The sequence below is a fragment of the Lysobacter sp. S4-A87 genome, assembly GCF_022637455.1.
GTDB lineage: Bacteria > Pseudomonadota > Gammaproteobacteria > Xanthomonadales > Xanthomonadaceae > Lysobacter_J.
This window is the reverse complement of record NZ_CP093341.1, coordinates 2,560,154-2,576,529: the sequence shown is the minus strand read 5'-3', so window position 1 is coordinate 2,576,529 and position 16,376 is coordinate 2,560,154. Positions and strand designations below refer to the sequence as shown.

Sequence of the window (16,376 nt, the reverse complement as noted above, 5' to 3'; positions counted from 1 at the left end):
ATGTCAGGGCACGCGACGTTCGTTGACCAGGCTTTCGACCACGCTCGGATCGGCGAGCGTGCTGGTGTCGCCGAGTTGATCGGGTGCATTCTCCGCAATCTTGCGCAGGATGCGGCGCATGATCTTGCCCGAGCGCGTCTTCGGCAGGCCGGGGGCCCATTGCAGGTGATCGGGCGTGGCGATCGGCCCGATTTCCTTGCGCACGTGGGCGATCAGTTCCTTGTGCAGGGCTTCCGTCGCGGCTTCACCGGCGATCAGCGTCACGTAGGCATAGATGCCCTGGCCCTTGATGTCGTGCGGGAACCCGACCACCGCCGCTTCGGCCACTTTCGGGTGCGAGACCAGCGCGCTTTCGACTTCGGCCGTGCCGATGCGGTGGCCGCTGACGTTGATCACGTCGTCGACGCGGCCGGTGATCCAGTAGTAGCCATCGGCATCGCGACGGCAACCGTCACCGGTGAAGTACATGCCCGGGTAGGTGCGGAAATAGGTGTCGATGAAACGCGGGTGGTCGCCGTAGACGGTGCGCATCTGGCCCGGCCAGGAATCGAGCAGGACCAGGTTGCCTTCGGCTTCGCCGTCGAGCAGCTTGCCGTTGGCATCGACCAGCGCCGGCTGCACACCGAAGAAGGGCTTGGTCGCCGAGCCCGGCTTGAGGTCGATCGCGCCGGCCAGCGGCGTGATCAGGATGCCGCCGGTTTCGGTCTGCCACCAGGTGTCCACGACCGGGCAACGCGAATCGCCCACCACTTCGTAGTACCAGCGCCAGGCTTCGGGGTTGATCGGTTCGCCGACCGTGCCGAGCAGGCGCAGCGAGGCGCGCGAGGTTTTCTTCACCGGCTCGTCGCCGTCGCGCATCAGTGCGCGGATCGCAGTCGGTGCCGTGTAGAAGATGGTGACCTTGTGCTTGTCGATCACTTCCCAGAAGCGCGACACGCTCGGGTAGTTCGGCACGCCCTCGAACACCACCGCGGTGGAGCCGTTGGCCAGCGGCCCGTAGACGATATAGCTGTGGCCGGTGACCCAGCCGACGTCGGCGGTGCACCAGTAGACGTCGTCGTCGCGCAGGTCGAACACCATCTCGTGGGTGTAACTGGCGTACACCAGGTAGCCGGCGGTGGTGTGCAGCACGCCCTTGGGCTTGCCGGTGGAGCCGGAGGTGTAGAGGATGAAGAGCGGGTCCTCGGCGTTCATGCGCTCGGGCGCGCACTCCTCCGATTGCCCGTCGACGACAGCGTCGTACCAGCGGTCGCGCGGCATCTGCATGTCGACGGCCGAACCGGTATGGCGCACCACCAGCACGGTCTCCACGGTATTGGTGCCGGGCATCTTCAGCGCCGCATCGACGTTGGCCTTGAGCGGCACCTTCTTGCCGCCGCGCAGGCCTTCGTCGGCGGTGATGATCAGCTTGCTGGTGCAGTCGGCGACGCGGTCGGCGATCGAGTTCGGGGCGAAGCCGCCGAACACCACCGAGTGGATCGCACCGACACGGGCGCAGGCGAGCATCGCGACGATCGCTTCCGGGATCATCGGCAGGTAGATGGTGATGCGGTCGCCCTTGCGCACGCCGAGCGAGCGCAGCGCGTTGGCGAGCTTGCACACGCGCGCATGCAGGTCGCGGTAGGTGATGTGCTCGGCAGGCTTCGAAGGATCGTCCTGCTCGAAGATCAGCGCGGTCTTGTCGCCGCGCTGGGCCAGGTGGCGGTCGAGGCAGTTGACGCTGGCATTGAGCTCGCCGTCCTCGTACCAGCGGATATGGAAGTCGTCGAGCTGGTAGCTGACGTCCTTGACCCTGGTCGGCGCCTTGAACCAGTCCAGGCGCTGCGCGACCTTGCCCCAGAACGCATCCGGCTGGCTGACCGACTCGGCGTACATGCGCTCGTACGCCTCGCGCGTGACCCGTGACCTGGCGGCGAATTCGGGATCGACTGGATGGACGACGGCGGGGTGGTTCATGGCGTGCTCCGGGACAAGGTTCTGTCGGGGTGTCTGGCGGGGTTGAGGCGGGGATTCCGGTCCGGGCCCGGGGGCGGCGCGGCCGCGGCCGGCTGCGCCCGGGAGGCGAGCGGTCCAGTGTGCCGCATTCACCGTTAAAGCCTCATCCCGCCGGGTGTAGACGATAGTCGTAAATGGCCTCCACAGCCCCTCGCCTACGACCAATGGGGAATGGTTGTGCAGCGCGATGCAACAGCAGGCTGGCCGCAGCCGCGCATTGGGTGCGGCGTTCCGTTGGGAGGGAAGGAATCATGTCCGCAATCATTGCGTCGCCGACGAGGAAGGCCGCGACCGTGCGTCGCCGCCCGCTCGCCGCCGCCCTGCTGGTCGCGCTGGCGTTGCCGGGGATGGCTTACGCGCAGACCGCGAAAGAGAAGGAGCTCGAAGCGCGCGTCGCCCAGCTCGAAGCCATGGTCAAGCAGCTGGTCTCGCAACAGCAGCAACAGCAAAGCCAGATCAGCGAGGTCAAGACTGCCCAGGCGACCGCCCCTGCCGCACCTGCAGCCCCCGCTGCTGCCGTAACGGCCGGAGCCGCCGCCGGCAATCCGCCGGCGCCGGCCAAACCGACCATCCAGACCGCACCGATCATGGCCACGGCCAACCCGGGCACGCGCTTCAGCTATGGCGGTTTCATCAAGCTCGACGCCTCGCTCACCCAGACCAACGACGGCGACATCCCCGACGGCACCGTCGGCCGCCTGTTCTACGTGCCCAAGGCGATCCCGGTCGGCGGTGGCAACACCGACGAGGGCGGTTCCGACACCGACATGGGCGTGAACTTCTCGCGCTTCTGGTTCGGCGCCGACACCGACCTAGACAGCGGCGACAAGCTCAAGGCCTACCTGGAGTTCGATCTGTTCGGCGGCGGCAGCACCGCCTTCACCGGCAACGAGATCGCCACCAACACCTATGCGCTGACCCTGCGCCAGGCCTACGTGCAATGGAACAACTGGCTGGCCGGCCAGACCTGGACCAACTTCCAGGACACCGCCGCCCTGCCCGATACGGTCGACTTCCTCGGCCCAACCGAAGGCACGGTGTTCGTGCGCCAGGCCCAGTTGCGCTACACCAACGGCCCGTGGTCGTTCTCGATGGAGAACCCGGAGACGGTGTACACGCCGTTCAACGGCAACATGGCGCAGGTGTCGGGCGACGATGGCCCGATGCCGGACTTCACCGGCCGCTATACCTTCAAGGGTGACTGGGGCCACTTCGGTATCGCCGGCCTGGTGCGACAGCTGCAGTTCCAGAACGGCCCGGCCAACATCGACTCCGACGAGATGGGCTACGGCGTCAGCGTCTCGGGCAAGTTCAACCTCGGCAAGAACGACGACATCCGCTACATGGTCACCGGCGGCAGCGGCATCGGCCGCTACATCGGCCTGGCACTCAACAACGATGCCGTGCTCGATTCCACCGGCAACCTGGACAACATCGACGTGGTCGCCGGGTTCCTCGGCTGGAGGCACGTGTTCAGTCCGAAGCTGCGCACGAACATCTTCTACTCGCGCGCCGACTACGACCAGAACACCGCGCTGACCGGCCTTCTCATCACCAAGGCGGCGCAGTCCGGCCACGTCAACGTGATCTACACGCCGCTGCCCAAGCTCGATCTCGGTGCCGAACTGATCTGGGGCCAGCGTGAACTCGAGAACGGCGACCGCGGCGACCTCAATCGCCTGCAGACGCACGTGAAGTACAACTTCTAAGGGGCGACGAACAAATGTCCACCATCACCGCAAACTCCGGCAAACCCGCCGCGCTGACACAGGGGCACAAGAAGGTCATCTTCGCCTCCAGCCTCGGCACCGTGTTCGAGTGGTACGACTTCTACCTGTACGGCTCGCTCGCGGCGATCATCGCCAAGCAGTTCTTCTCGGGCCTCAATGAAACGAGCGCCTTCATCTTCGCCCTGCTCGCCTTCGCCGCCGGCTTCGCCGTGCGCCCGTTCGGCGCGATCATCTTCGGTCGCATCGGCGACATGATCGGCCGCAAGTACACGTTCCTGGTCACGATCGTGATCATGGGCATATCGACGTTCCTGGTCGGCATCCTGCCCAACTACGCCAGCATTGGTTTTGCCGCACCGGCCATCCTGATCCTGTTGCGGTTGCTGCAGGGCCTGGCACTGGGCGGCGAGTACGGCGGCGCGGCGACCTACGTCGCCGAGCACGCCCCGCACGGCAAGCGTGGCCTGTACACCAGCTTCATCCAGACCACGGCCACGATCGGCCTGTTCCTGTCGCTGCTGGTGATCCTGGGCGTGCGCACCTACCTGGGCACCGAGGCGTTCGAGGCCTGGGGCTGGCGCATTCCGTTCCTGCTGTCGATCATCCTGCTCGGCGTGTCGGTGTGGATCCGCATGCAGCTCAACGAGTCGCCGCTGTTCCAGCAGATGAAGGCCGAGGGCAAGACCTCCAAGGCGCCGATCACCGAGAGCTTCTTCACCAAGAACGGTCGCATCGTGCTGCTGGCGCTGCTGGGCGGCACCGCCGGCCAGGCGGTGGTCTGGTACGCCGGCCAGTTCTACGCGATGTACTTCCTGACGCAGTCGCTCAAGGTCGACGCCACCACCACCTGGCTGCTGATCGCTGCCGCGCTTGCCATCGGCACGCCGTTCTTCGTGTTCTTCGGCTGGCTGTCGGACAAGATCGGTCGCAAGAAGATCATCATGGCCGGCTGCCTGATCGCCGCGCTGACCTACTTCCCGCTGTTCAAGGCGCTGACCCACTACGCCAATCCGGCCATTGCCGAAGCCAGCACCAATGCCCCGGCCGTGGTTCACGCCGATCCGGACACCTGCTCGTTCCAGTTCGACCCGGTCGGCAAGAAGGTCTTCTCCAACTCGTGCGATATCGCCACCGCGGCGCTGGCCAAGGCGGGCGTGCCGTACACGATCGAGGCAGCCCCGGCCGGCAGCGTGGCCAAGGTCACCATCGGTGCGACCGAAGTGGCTGGCTATGAAGGCGCGGGCCTGAGCAAGGAAGACGGCAAGGCCAAGGGCGATGCCTTCACCGGTGAGCTGAAGGCCGCACTGAAGGCCGGCAACTATCCCGAGAAGGCCGACGATGCGCGCATCAACAAGCCGATGGTGCTGGTGGTGCTGACCATCCTGGTGATCTACGTGACCATGGTGTACGGCCCGATCGCAGCATGGCTGGTCGAGCTGTTCCCGACCCGCATCCGCTACACCTCGATGTCGCTGCCGTACCACATCGGCAATGGCTGGTTCGGCGGCTTCCTGCCGACGATCGCCTTCGCCCTGGTCGCTGCCACCGGCAACATGTACTACGGCCTGTGGTATCCGATCGTGATCGCACTGATGACCTTCGTGATCGGCTCGCTGTTCCTGCGCGAGACGAAGGACGTGGATATCACGCAGTAACGCTGTCCCTCTCGTCGTAGTGCGGTAACGACAACGCCGGCCCTGGGCCGGCGTTGTTGTTTGTCCGGTTCCCGCCTACGCGGGAATGACGGGACGAGGACGACGGGTGCTTCAGTTCTTCTTGGCGCGAGCGAACGCCGCCGCCAGCGCATTGTTCGCCGGTGCCGGCGCCTGCTTCGGCGAGGGCGCGCCACGGTTGCCGTCCCGGTTGCCGTCGCGATGACCGCCGCGGTTCTGGTTCGGCCGCGCGCCACGCTCCTCGCCGGGCACGCGCGGCGCCGGCGTGTCGTCCAGGCGACGTGTGAGCGCAATGCGCTTGCGGGCGACATCGACCTCCAGCACCTTGACCTTGACGATGTCGCCGGCCTTCACCACTTCGCGCGGATCCTTGACGTACTTGTCCGACAGCGCCGAGATGTGGATCAGGCCGTCCTGGTGCACGCCGATGTCGACGAACGCGCCGAACGCGGCGACGTTGCTGACCACGCCTTCCAGGATCATGCCCTCGCGCAGGTCCTTGATGTCCTCGACGCCGTCGGCGAAGCGTGCTGCCTTGAACTCGGGGCGCGGGTCGCGGCCCGGCTTCTCCAGTTCCTTGAGGATGTCGCGCACGGTAGGCACGCCGAAACGCTCGTCGGTGAACTGCTCGGGCTTGAGGCCGCGCAGCAGCGAGGCATCGCCGATGACCTGCTTCACCTCGCGACCGCACTGCTTGAGGATGCGCTCGACCACCGGATAGGCCTCCGGGTGCACCGACGATGCGTCCAGCGGCTGGTCGCCGTCGCTGATGCGCAGGAAGCCGGCGCATTGCTCGAAGGTCTTGTCGCCCAGGCGCGGCACTTTCAACAGCTCCTTGCGGCTCTTGAAGGCGCCGTTGCTGTCGCGGTAGACGACGATGTTCTCGGCCACCGTCGACGACAGGCCCGACACGCGCGTCAGCAGCGCCGCCGAGGCGGTGTTCACATCGACGCCAACGGCATTCACGCAGTCCTCCACGCGCGCATCGAGCGTGCGCGCCAGGCGGAACTGGTCGACGTCATGCTGGTACTGGCCCACGCCAATCGCCTTGGGCTCGATCTTGACCAGCTCGGCCAGCGGATCCTGCAGGCGTCGTGCGATCGACACCGCGCCGCGGATCGACACGTCGAGGTTCGGGAACTCCCTGGCGGCGAACTCGGACGCCGAGTACACCGATGCACCGGCCTCGCTGACGACGATCTTCTGCATCGACAGCGTCGGTGCGAGCTTGATCAGGTCGGCAGCAAGCTTGTCGGTCTCGCGCGAGGCGGTGCCGTTGCCGATCGCGATCAGTTCGACCTGGTGCTTGACGCACAGCTGGCGCAGCAGCGACAGCGACTGGTCCCACTGGCGCTTGGGCTCGTGCGGATAGATCGTCGCGTGGTCGACGAACTTGCCGGTGCGGTCGACCACGGCGACCTTGACGCCGGTACGCAGGCCCGGATCGAGGCCCAGCACCGCCTTGGCGCCGGCCGGTGCGGCCAGCATCAGGTCCTTGAGGTTGTCGCCGAAGACATCGATCGCTTCGACTTCGGCCTTCTCGCGCGCCTGCGCGAACAGGTCGAGCAGCAGGTGCAGGTGCAGCTTGGCCTTCCAGGTGAGGCGGCAGCAGTCCATCAGCCACTTGTCGGCCGGGCGGCCCTGCGCCTTGATACCGGCATGCACGGCGACGCGGCCTTCGGCCTGCAGGTGGCCGGCAGCGGCATCGGTGCCCGGGTCGAGGTCGAGGAACAGGAACTCCTCGCGACGGCCGCGGAACAGCGCGAGCAAGCGGTGCGAGGGGATCTTCGACAGCGGTTCGGCATGATCGAAGTAGTCGCGGAACTTCTCGCCGGCCAGCTCCTTGCCCTCTGCGACGCGGGCGCGGATCACGCCGACCTCATGCAGCCAGCCGCGCAGCTCGCCGACCAGCGCCGCGTCTTCGCCCCAGCGCTCCATCAGGATCGCGCGGGCGCCGTCGAGCGCGGCCTTGGTGTCGGCCACGCCCTTGTCGGCATCGACGAAGCCAGCGGCGAACTCTTCCGGCACCAGCATCGGGTCGGCCAGCAGGCCTTCGGCGAGCGGCTCCAGGCCGGCCTCGCGCGCGATCTGCGCCTTGGTGCGGCGCTTGGGCTTGTACGGCAGGTACAGGTCCTCCAGGCGCGACTTGCTGTCGGCCGCTTCGATCTCGCCACGCAGCTCGTCGCTGAGCTTGCCCTGCTCCTCGATGCTGGCCAGCACCGCGGCGCGGCGGTCCTCCAGTTCGCGCAGGTAGGTCAGACGCGTCTCAAGGTTGCGCAGCTGGGTGTCGTCGAGGCCGCCGGTCACTTCCTTGCGGTAGCGCGCGATGAACGGCACCGTCGCGCCCTCGTCGAGCAGGGCGATGGCGGACTGGGCCTGTTGCGTCTGTGCGCCGATTTCCTCGGCGATGAGACGGGCGATCTTGCTCGCGACTTGAGCGGCGACGTGCTTGTGGTCCTGCATTGCATCCAATCGTGAAAACCCGGAGATCCGGGGAGAAGGCGATTGTCGCAATGCAGGCGCTGGGGCGTAACCCGTTGACAGCACCGCGCTGGAGTGCGTTCACCCCTGCCGACCCTGTTCATCCGTAGCCCGGGTAAGCGCAGCGCACCCGGGAGGACGCCTGGTCCGCGGGCTGGCCCCGGGTGCGCTGCGCTTACCCGGGCCACGAGGTTTCATGTCGACACGGTCAGCGCACCGACACCGCACGCGACAGGTCCTGGATGGTGACCGCCTGACCCGGTTCGACGCGCTCGCCGCCGCGCACGATCAGGCGGTCGCCTGCCTTGACGTTGCCGCTGACCTCGACGAGATCGCCGACCTCGGTGCCGGTCTTCACCGGCAACCGCTCGGCCTTGTTGTCGCCGCCAACGCGCAGGACGAAGTCTCCTTCGCGACGCAGGATCACTGCGTCGCGCGGCACCGCCACCACGGCGCGCCTGGCCGCGCTCGGCATGCCGACTTCGACCGCGGTGCCGACCGGGAACTCGCTCGCATCCATCTTGATGCGCAGCTCCAGTTGCCGCGATGCTTCGTCGCCGACCGGGACCAGCGCGCTCACCGGATGCCCGCGTTCGCTGTCACCCACGCGCACCTGCACCGGCGTGCCCACCGCCAGGTGCCGGGCAAGATCGACCGGCGCGCGGACGCGCACTTCCTGCTCGGCCGTGTCGACGACGCGGGCAACGGCGTCGCCGGTATTCACGAATTCGCCCAGCTCCACCTCGCGTTCGGCGACGACACCGTCGAAGGGTGCGCGCACCAGCATCTGCGTGCGCTGGTGGCGGGTTTGTTCGAGCAGGGCCTGGGCACGTGCGCGCTCCTGGATCAGCATGTCGCGATCGGCCTGCAACTGTTCATGCTGGGCGCGGGCGATGTTCTGCTGCTGGGCGAGCTGGGCGTAGCGCTGTTCCTGGCGGGTCGCCATGCCGAGCTGCGCCTGGATGCGGGCCAGGTCGGCCTGCGCCTCACGCTCGCGCAGACGCAGCGCGGTGTCGTCGAGGACGGCGATGGGATCGCCCTCGCGCACGTTCTGCCCTACTTCGGCGACCTTGATCACGCGCCCATCCTGCTCGCTGGCCACGTGTGCGTCCTGCCGGCTGATCACGCTGCCGGGGGCCCAGTGCCGCGGCGCCAGCTCGGTACTGACCGCGGCGGCCACGCTGACGATCGCGGGCGGCGCCTCGGGGGGAGGTGCGCTGGCGCCGGCATCCAGGTCGATGAGCGGAACGGTCAGGACCGCAGCCAGCGCCGCGGCAATCAGTACTTTTTCGGGCTTGTGCAAGGTGCGCATGGCGATCTCCGGGGGAGGAGTGACATTCAGGGGGAAGGCTGCGGAACGGGCGCGGCGCCGATGCCATCGACTGCCGTCGCGGTCTGACGACGCGAGTCGGCCAGTCGCAGCAGCGCGGGAATCAGCACGACGAGGAAAACCAGGCTCAGACCGACGCCGCCGACCGACACGGCCGCCAGCCCGCGATAGATCACCGCGCCGGGACCGGGGTTGATGGCCATCGGCAGCGCACCGAGCACGCCGGTGAGGGCGCCGATCAGGATCGGGCGCAGGCGCTGATCGAGGGCCTGGTGCAGCGCTTCGTCGAGCGTGGCGCCCGCCGCCTGGGCATCGCGGGTCTGCGCGACCAGCAGGATCGCGTTGTTGATCACCATGCCCAGCAGCATGATGAAGCCGATCATCGACAGCAGGTCCAGGGTCTGCCCGGCGACGAGGTCGAGCACGCGCAGGCCGAGCACGCCGCCGAGCACGGCCATGGGCAAGGTCGCCATGACGAAGGCACTGTCTCGCAACGAGCGGAACATCGCCGCCATCAGCATGAACAACACCACCAGCGCCATCGCGAAGTTCATGCCCATGCTGCGCACGACTTCATCGAGGCGGTCGGCACTGCCGGAGACTCGGATCTCGGCGTCGGCCGGCAAGTCCTTGCGCAGTGCGGGGACGACGTCGGTATCGACGATGTCGAGGGCTTCCTCCAGCGACATTGCTGCCGGCGGGTCGACGGTGAGCGTCACCGTGCGGCGGCGATCGATGCGGCGCAGCTGGTTCGGCGCGAGGACGGTATCGACCTGCGCCAGCTCGGCCAGGCTGAGCACGCCGCCCTGCGGCGTCGCCAGTGGCGCTGCGCCCAGCCGCGAGATGCTGCTGTCGCGATCGGTGCGCAGGATGATCGCCAGCCGGCGGTCGCCGTCGAAGTGTTCGCCGAGCCACTGGCCATCGCCCAGCGTGCGCACGACGGTGCCGAGTTCCGGGCGGCGCCAGCCGACTTCGGCCAGGCGACGGTCATCGGGATTGATGCGCAGTTCCGGCGTGCCGGCATCGGCGCTGGGCCATGCCTGGACGTTGGCCCCCTGGAAGCGCTCGGACAGCAGCTTGCGGCCGGCCTCGGCGGCGCGCGCCAGTGCGTCGCCATCGGCATGCTGCAGGTGGATCGCGATCGCACGCGCCGAACCGCCGAAGCTGCCGAACAGTTCACCCTCGCTGGCGAACGCGCGGGTGTCGGGGAAGCCCACCACCACTTCGTCGCGGACGACGCGCTCGAGCTCGCCGATCTGGTCGGGGTCGACCACGCGTGCACCGATCGTGCCGCCGCCCGGCCACAGCAGCAGGTACCAGTTGCTCAGTTGCGGGCTCTTCCCGCCATCCATGTACGGGCGCATGCGCTCGAGCACGGACGGCGCGATTTCCTGGTTGACCCGCTCCGGACCCATGCCGGGCGGGAAGTTGAAGATCGCGTCCACGGCGGCACGCTTGACCGGCGGCAGGTAGTCGATCTTCGGCATCAGCAGCGCGGCCAGCAGCGCGGGGACAAGCACCAGGCCACCCACCCACATCCACTGGCGCTGGCGCCCGGCGGTGACGCGCATGGCCCAGTCGCTGACGCGCGACCAGGTGCGGTGCTGCTCACGCGTGTCCTTGCGCTCGCGCAGCCAGCTGCCCGCTGCAGCCGGAAGCACCGTGACGGCGACGACCAGCGAGATGGCGACCGCAATCGAGATGGTCAGCGCGAGGTCGGCGAACAGTTGTCCCTCGACATCCTCCATGAAGATCACCGGCAGGAACACCGCCACGGTCGTGATGGTGGAGGCCACCAGCGCAACGGCGACCTGGCTGGTGCCCTCGAGCGCGGCCTGGCGCGCGGGCATGCCTTCCTCGCGCAGGCGCACGATGTTCTCGGCGACCACGACGGCCGCATCCATGACCATGCCGACCGCGAATGCCAGGCCCGCCAGCGAGATCACGTTGAGGCTGCGGCCGGTGAGCTGCAGCACGATGAACGTGGCCAGCAGCGAGATCGGAATGGCGCAGGCGATCAGCGCGGTGGCGCGCACGTCACGCAGGAACCACCACAGGCAGCCAACGGCGAGCAGCACGCCGGCGCCGAGGCTGCCCGACAGCAGGCTGATCGCGCGATTGATGAAGACCGAGGCGTCGAAGCTCTGGGCGATGTCGAGGCCGAGCGGCTTCAGGTCCTTCTCGCGGACCTCCGCCACCACGCGCTTCACTTCGTCGAGCGTGTCGAGCACGTTGGCGCCGGTCTCGCGGATGATGCGCAGGCCGATCGCCGGATTGCCGTTCTGGTAGGCGAAGAAGCGCTGTTCGGGCCGTTTCACTTCGACCTTGGCGACATCGGCCAGGCGCACAGGGCGGCCGTCGCGCCACGCCAGGATGAGATTTCCCATCGCCTCGGGCGAGTAGCGGCCGGCGAAGCGCAGCACGTACTCGCGGCGACCGGCCTCGACCACGCCACCGGACACATCGGTGGCGCGTGCGGCGACGGCAGCAACGTCCGGAATCTGGATGCCCATCGCCGCGGCGCGTTCCAGGTTCAGGCTGATGGTCAGCTCTTCCGGCGCACCGCCGTTGATCTCGACACCGGCCACGCCTTCGACCGCCGAGATCTTCGGCACGATCCGGTCCTCGATCATCTGCCGGAAGTCGAGGATGTCGCCGGGAGTCCCCGGCAGCTTCTGTACGAAGAAGTAGGTGAGCGAGTTGTTGGCGTTGTCGGCGCCGCTCTGCACCACCGGCGGCGTGGCGTCGCGCGGCAGCGGCTGCAGTCGGTTCATGCGCGACAGCACTTCCACCAGCATCGCATCCATGTCGTTGCCGACGGCGAAGGTCAGGTTGATGAAGCTGTTGCCGGCATTGACGTTGGACTCGATCTCCTCCAGCCCGGGCAGGCCCTGCATCACCGCTTCGATCGGCTCGACGATCTCCGATTCCATTTCCTGCGGCGAGGCCGCGCGCCAGCTGGTCTGCACCGACATCTGCGGGCGCTCGATGTCGGGGAACAGTTGCAGCGGCAGCTTGAACAGGCTCATCAGCCCGAATGCACAGACCATGGCCACGATCACGGCGACCGCGGCCGGGTTTCGTAGCGAGGCGTCGGTGAGTTTCATCGGCTTGGTCCGCAGGGGGAGTGCGGTGCGCACGATGCGCCGCGATGCTTACCGCGCAGATGGCCCGTAAGTCACGCGTTCTCGGCCTTTGCGTTGAACGGTGGGTTGGGCGCGGTGAAGCGTTGAGGGGGAACGGAAGCGACAATAATGGCGCGCTTCTTGCCACGGCCTCGCTGCCAGGAGCTGGCTCGGCCGTAACCGGGCGTTCCTCCGCCTGTTCTCAGCGTTGCCCAGCCCGCCACTACAGCAGCAGGTCGAGCTTGTCCCGGTGGCTGCGCGACAGCTTCAGTTCCTGCCCGCAGTCCAGCCGCAGGTAGCCTTCGCCGTTGGTGTGTGGACGCATCTCGACGACGCGGCGCGCGTTCACTATCGTCGATCGATGGATGCGCGGGAATCGCTGCGGATCGAGCTGCTTCTCCAGGTCGCGCATCGTCGCGCGCAACACCAGCGTCTCGTTGTCGGTATGGATGCACATGTAGTCGCCGGCGGCGTCGATCCAGCGGATGCTGTTGAGATCGACGCGGACCGTGCGCCCGCCATCGCGCACGGCGAGCTTGTCCTCGCGGCGCAATTGTTCGAGCGCGTCGGGCTTGAGGGCTTCGTCGAGGTCCAGCATCGGGTGTCCGCTGAGCTCGCTCAGCAGGCCCAGCAGGTGCGCGCAGTGGCCGCTGGCTTCGCGTTGCGAGTGCGCCTGCCTCACCTTGGCCAGCGCCTGGTGCAGGCGCGTGTCATCGACCGGCTTGAGCAGGTAGTCAGTGGCTGAGGCCTCGAACGCGCGGATCGCGTAGTGGTCGTAGGCAGTGACGAACACCACCAGCGGCATCTCCACCGCGGGAATGCTGCGCAGGGTCTCGAAACCGTCCATGCCCGGCATCTGCACGTCGAGGAACATCAGGTCGGGGCGGTGCCGCCGCAGTCCTTCGATGGCGGCGGCACCATCACCGTACTGACCGACGATCTCGACGTCGGCGTGGTCGGCCAGGCGTATCTCCAGCCCGCGCCGCGCCAGTGGCTCGTCGTCGACAACGATCGCGCGCAGCTTCGTGATCGGCTCGCCTGCACGAAGGTTTCCGTTTCCGTTTCCGTTTCCGTTTCCGTCGCCGGTGCCGTTGTGGCCGCGGCCCGTCCTTGCCCGGTCCATGCTCACTCTCCGATGGTCTGGGAGGTTTCGAACGGCAACCGCAGCGTGACTTCGATGCCGCGCTCGCGATTGCGCACGCCGAAGCCGCTGGCATCGCCGTAGAGCACGCTCAGGCGCTCACGCGTGTTGCGCAGGCCCACGCCCTTGCCGGGCGGCAGCTGCCCGCCTTCCAGGCAATCACAACCGGGGCCGTCGTCGATCACGCACAGCACCAGTTGCGCGCCTTCGCGCCTGGCCTCGATCCGCAGCATGCCGCCGGCAATCTGCTTGGCGACGGCGTACTTGATGGCGTTCTCGACCAGCGGCTGCAGCAGCAGGCTCGGCAGCAGCGCGCGCCAGCAGTCCTCGTCGATGTCGGTCTCGATGCGCAGGCGCTCGGCGAAGCGGATCTTCTCGATGTCCAGGTACAGGGTCAGCGCGTCGAGCTCCTGGCGCAGCGTCACCCGCTGCATCGGATCGTTGTCGAGCGAATGCCGCAGGAACGCCGACAACCCCTGCACCATGCGATTGGCGGTGGCGTTGTCGCGGTCGAGGATCAGCGTCGAAATCGCGTTGAGCGTGTTGAACAGGAAGTGCGGGTTGAGCTGGTAGCGCAGCATCTTCAGCTGCGCCTGGTGGGCCATCGTGCGGGCCGCCAGTGCGCGTCGGGTCTCGTCCTGCAGCTGCCCGTAGTACTTGATGCCCAGGTACAGGCCAACCCAGGCCAGCACCACGTAGATGTAGCTCAGGGCATAGGCGACGTAGGCCGCGCGGTTGGCCGGGACGCAGGTTTCGCAGAACTCGATCAGCACCGTGCGCGTGGTCAGGTCCATCACTGCCGAGCTGGCGAGGATCGGCACCACCATCACGATCAGCAGTCGCCGCGGCGGCAGGCCCCAACAGGCGCGCAACAGATAGCGAAGGCCCAGGGTGGCAACGGCGCCGGTGGCGGCCGCGGTCAACGGCACGATCCAGTAGCCCGATGGCTTGTCGTGGGCGATGGCGGACAGGTAGCCCAGCGAGAAATAGGCGGCCCAGCCACTGAGGTGGAGCAGCCAGAACAGATGCTGGCGAGGCAGGTCGAGCGGGTGCGATGCAGCGATGGCCATGGGCGCAGCGGGTCTGGCGGTACAGGACCCAGATGCTACGCCTGCGCGGGTGGGGGGCCGGCAACGGCTCGGCGCAGGGGACGCACGGTTCGCCGCTTGGGCGTGCGGGGGCGAAGGTCGAGGCCGCTTACTGTGGCGGAGACGCCAGCTCGCGTGCGTCCAGGTAGCCGTCCTTGTTGCGGTCCTGGCGGGCGAAAGTGGTCGCCAGCGTCTGCCGATGCTCGGCCAGGCTGACCGGCTTGCCACGACCGCCCGGCAGTTCGGCCGGAGTCAGCACGCCGTCGGCATCGACGTCCATGCGGGTGAAGGCGTAGCTCATCCAGTCCTGGAACTCGGGCAAGGCAATGCGTCCGTCGCCGTCGCTGTCCATGCGCGAGAGGTAGTCGCCAGTGGCCTGCACCTGCGCGAACGCAACCGCAGGCGTCAGGGCAAGTGCGAGCAGCAGCGCAAACGAAACGCCCGCACCTTTCGGCACGGGCGTGTCATTGCGCAACACCGGAGGCATCACGCGCGAGGTGCTCAGGCGTGCGCCGGTGCGAGGGCGTAGCCCTTCAGCCGTGCGGAGAACGCCTGCAGTGCCTGGTTGCCACTGGCCTCGGCCTCGGCGCACCAGGCCTGCAGCTTGGCCAGCGTAGCCTGGGCATCATGCGAACGCTCATCGAGCACCTGCGCCAGTCGCTGGCGGTACTCGGCCAGCGTGGCCATGCTCGGGCGCTCGGCCAGCCAGGCCTGCAATTTGGCGCGCTTGTCGTCGTCGAGCCAGCGACCGTCGTCGGCCAGGCCCTGGCGCAGGCTGCGCGGCAGCTTGAACTTCGCTTCGCGCAGCGCCGGCAGGGTGACGTTGCGGTAGTAGTCGGTCATCGCCTGGAAGCGGATCGCCAGCAACGCTTTCAACGTCTCGCTGTCGGGCATGGCGATGTTGGGGCGTACGTCCAGGGTCGGTGCGACGCGCAGCACCTTGGCCAGGCCCACCTTCTCGAACAGCTTGATCGCGCTCCAGCCGATGTCGAACTCGAACTTGCGCAGCGCGAACTTCGCCGAGCTCGGGAACGCATGGTGGTTGTTGTGCAGCTCTTCGCCGCCGATCCAGAAGCCCCACGGGGTGAGGTTGGTCGCGGTGTCGGTGGTTTCGAAATTGCGGTAGCCCCACCAGTGGCCCAGGCCGTTGACCACGCCAGCGGCCCAGAACGGAATCCACAGCATCTGGATCGCCCACACGGCGACGCCGGCGAAACCGAACAGCGCGAAGCTGACGAACAGCAACACCACCGGCCCCATCGTCGCGTGGCGGGTGTAGAGGTTGCGTTCGATCCAGTCGTCCGGGCAGCCCTTGCCGTACTTCTCGATGTCGTCGCGCTGCGCGCGCGCTTCGCGGTACAGCTCGACGCCGCGCCACATCACCGTGTCGATGCCCTTGAACTGCGGGCTGTGCGGGTCTTCCTCGGTCTCGCACTTGGCGTGATGCTTGCGATGGATCGCTGCCCACTCGCGCGTGATCATCGAGGTGGTCAGCCACGTCCAGAAGCGGAAGAAATGCGCCAGCACCGGATGGAAGTCGACGGAGCGATGCGCCATCGAACGGTGCAGATAGAGCGTGACCGAGAAGATCGTCAGCTGGGTGACGACCAGGAGATAGACGAGAAGCTCGACCCAACTGGCCTGGAGGATGCCGCCGGCAAGGAAATCGAGCAGGGATGAAACGAACATTGAAATAACTCCCGAAACGCACAGTCAGACCGCACAGTCAGACCGGCAAACACGCTCGATCCTGAGGTGATGATGCCAGCCCCGGCCCACCCTGCGCGCCGGTATGGCCGGAAGATGTGATGGG

The 16,376-nt window shown here is 67.3% G+C and carries 10 protein-coding genes; 2 read left to right on the top strand and 8 right to left on the bottom strand.

Going from position 1 to position 16,376, the window contains the following annotated elements; all coding sequences use genetic code 11:
* Positions 1 to 3 precede the first annotated feature (3 nt).
* Positions 4 to 1,956 (bottom strand): acetate--CoA ligase, encoded by a 1,953-nt coding sequence (gene acs, locus MNR01_RS11545; RefSeq protein WP_241917948.1) that lies wholly within the window; start codon positions 1,954 to 1,956, stop codon positions 4 to 6.
* A 290-nt stretch (positions 1,957 to 2,246) separates the two neighbouring features.
* Here acs and MNR01_RS11540 point away from each other — a divergent pair, with 290 nt between their 5' ends.
* Together MNR01_RS11540 and MNR01_RS11535 are read left to right on the top strand one after the other, a co-directional pair.
* Positions 2,247 to 3,704 carry a DcaP family trimeric outer membrane transporter gene (locus MNR01_RS11540; RefSeq protein ID WP_241917947.1) on the top strand — a complete coding sequence of 486 codons (1,458 nt, stop codon included), beginning with the start codon at positions 2,247 to 2,249 and terminating at the stop codon, positions 3,702 to 3,704.
* A 14-nt stretch (positions 3,705 to 3,718) separates the two neighbouring features.
* Entirely contained in the window at positions 3,719 to 5,380 is a 1,662-nt protein-coding gene (locus MNR01_RS11535; RefSeq protein WP_241917946.1) for an MFS transporter, read from the top strand.
* Positions 5,381 to 5,491: 111 nt separating this feature from the next.
* On the opposite strand, the gene MNR01_RS11530 is transcribed toward MNR01_RS11535, so the two are convergent.
* From MNR01_RS11530 to MNR01_RS11500, 7 genes are all read right to left on the bottom strand, one after another.
* On the bottom strand, positions 5,492 to 7,861 hold the full coding sequence (locus MNR01_RS11530) for a Tex family protein (RefSeq protein ID WP_241917945.1): 2,370 nt from the start codon (positions 7,859 to 7,861) through the stop codon (positions 5,492 to 5,494).
* A gap of 226 nt (positions 7,862 to 8,087) precedes the next feature.
* Positions 8,088 to 9,191, bottom strand: coding sequence for an efflux RND transporter periplasmic adaptor subunit (locus MNR01_RS11525; RefSeq protein WP_241917944.1), 1,104 nt, complete (start codon positions 9,189 to 9,191; stop codon positions 8,088 to 8,090).
* A 26-nt stretch (positions 9,192 to 9,217) separates the two neighbouring features.
* Entirely contained in the window at positions 9,218 to 12,316 is a 3,099-nt protein-coding gene (locus tag MNR01_RS11520; RefSeq protein ID WP_241917943.1) for an efflux RND transporter permease subunit, read from the bottom strand.
* 241 nt (positions 12,317 to 12,557) lie between these two features.
* Complete coding sequence (locus MNR01_RS11515) at positions 12,558 to 13,457, bottom strand: LytTR family DNA-binding domain-containing protein (RefSeq protein WP_241917942.1); 900 nt, start codon at positions 13,455 to 13,457, stop codon at positions 12,558 to 12,560.
* A gap of 2 nt (positions 13,458 to 13,459) precedes the next feature.
* A complete protein-coding gene (locus MNR01_RS11510) occupies positions 13,460 to 14,545 on the bottom strand; it encodes a histidine kinase (protein WP_241917941.1) in 1,086 nt (361 codons plus the stop codon).
* Between the two features lie 127 nt (positions 14,546 to 14,672).
* Positions 14,673 to 15,020, bottom strand: coding sequence for a hypothetical protein (locus tag MNR01_RS11505; RefSeq protein ID WP_241917940.1), 348 nt, complete (start codon positions 15,018 to 15,020; stop codon positions 14,673 to 14,675).
* A gap of 44 nt (positions 15,021 to 15,064) precedes the next feature.
* Positions 15,065 to 16,252 (bottom strand): fatty acid desaturase, encoded by a 1,188-nt coding sequence (locus MNR01_RS11500; RefSeq protein WP_241917939.1) that lies wholly within the window; start codon positions 16,250 to 16,252, stop codon positions 15,065 to 15,067.
* Between the last annotated feature and the right edge of the window lie 124 nt (positions 16,253 to 16,376).

Bases quoted from the DNA above. Each gene is read 5' to 3' on its own strand.
- MNR01_RS11540 (WP_241917947.1), top strand. From the start codon at position 2,247: ATGTCCGCAATCATTGCGTCGCCGACGAGGAAGGCCGCGACCGTGCGT.
- MNR01_RS11510 (WP_241917941.1), bottom strand. From the start codon at position 14,545: ATGGCCATCGCTGCATCGCACCCGCTCGACCTGCCTCGCCAGCATCTG.
- MNR01_RS11515 (WP_241917942.1), bottom strand. From the start codon at position 13,457: ATGGACCGGGCAAGGACGGGCCGCGGCCACAACGGCACCGGCGACGGA.
- MNR01_RS11530 (WP_241917945.1), bottom strand. From the start codon at position 7,861: ATGCAGGACCACAAGCACGTCGCCGCTCAAGTCGCGAGCAAGATCGCC.
- MNR01_RS11520 (WP_241917943.1), bottom strand. From the start codon at position 12,316: ATGAAACTCACCGACGCCTCGCTACGAAACCCGGCCGCGGTCGCCGTG.
- acs (WP_241917948.1), bottom strand. From the start codon at position 1,956: ATGAACCACCCCGCCGTCGTCCATCCAGTCGATCCCGAATTCGCCGCC.
- MNR01_RS11535 (WP_241917946.1), top strand. From the start codon at position 3,719: ATGTCCACCATCACCGCAAACTCCGGCAAACCCGCCGCGCTGACACAG.
- MNR01_RS11500 (WP_241917939.1), bottom strand. From the start codon at position 16,252: ATGTTCGTTTCATCCCTGCTCGATTTCCTTGCCGGCGGCATCCTCCAG.
- MNR01_RS11525 (WP_241917944.1), bottom strand. From the start codon at position 9,191: ATGCGCACCTTGCACAAGCCCGAAAAAGTACTGATTGCCGCGGCGCTG.